Source organism: Leucobacter salsicius M1-8, from assembly GCF_000350525.1.
Lineage (GTDB): Bacteria > Actinomycetota > Actinomycetes > Actinomycetales > Microbacteriaceae > Leucobacter > Leucobacter salsicius.
This window is the reverse complement of sequence record NZ_AOCN01000020.1, coordinates 1-972: the sequence shown is the minus strand read 5'-3', so window position 1 is coordinate 972 and position 972 is coordinate 1. Positions and strand designations below refer to the sequence as shown.

Annotated in this window: 1 pseudogene; it reads right to left on the bottom strand. The window is 60.4% G+C overall.

Going from position 1 to position 972, the window contains the following annotated elements:
- Window positions 1–907 (bottom strand): annotated as a pseudogene (locus C795_RS17770) (IS3 family transposase); the annotation flags it as partial.
- Between the last annotated feature and the right edge of the window lie 65 nt (window positions 908–972).

The window sequence follows — 972 nt, the reverse complement described above, 5'->3', positions numbered from 1 at the left end:
CAGAACGGATCTTCTGGGTGAACGCCCACGAGGTGAACTGGACTCCATGATCAGCGTGGACGATGCCCCCTGCGGCAGGTTTTCGCGCGCGAAGCGCCATGTCGAGGGCATTCACCACAAGGGTTGAGTCTTGTTTGGAATCGATCGCCCATCCCACGATCTTCCGGCTACACGCGTCAAGCACCGCCGCGCAGAAAACCTTTCCTTCCCGCGTCGGATGCTCCGTGATATCCGTCACCCAGAGCTCGTCCGGCGACAGCCGGTGGAACTTGCGATGCACGAGATCATCAGCAGTAGCCACGCCTTTCAGCCGTTTACCCGAGTCGGGCCCGGAAGCCCGCACATCGCGCTCTTTGTCATCAGTACTGAGATCAGCCGACTCGAACACGGTATCTCCATCCCGATGGTGAGCTCAGCGTGGATACGCCGGTAGCCATAGGTACCACGCGAAGCCGTGTGAATTTCACGAATCAGACCTGTGAGCCACTGCCTCCGCAATTGCGTGGCGCTCGTGGGACGCTTCCGGTATCTGTAATAGCCCTGCCGAGAGACCCCCATAAGTCGGCAGCAGGTCTCTACGGGTGCCCCGGCATCGACGAGACGGTCGATCACCGGGTGCGCCCTTTGGGTCAACGCGCTCCTCCTCGGCGAGCCATTTCGACGCCAGTTTCACGATCTTAAGCTCTTGCTCGAGCTGCCTGATCCGGCCTCGTGCTGCTCGCAGCTGCGCGTCTTCGCTGGTAGATCTACCGGGCCTGCGACCATTATCGATATCGTCTTGACGGAGCCAGGAATGAAGAGTGACCTCGTGGATGCCGAGATCCGCAGCGGTTTGCTTGGCCTGTCGGCCCTCGCGGACGAGCGCGATCGCACGTTCACGGAACTCTGGTGGGTAGGGGCGTGGCATGTTGTGAGCCTTTCATGAAGGCCATCGGCTAGCTACCCCGAGTGGAAACCAAACTGTAGGTCAGG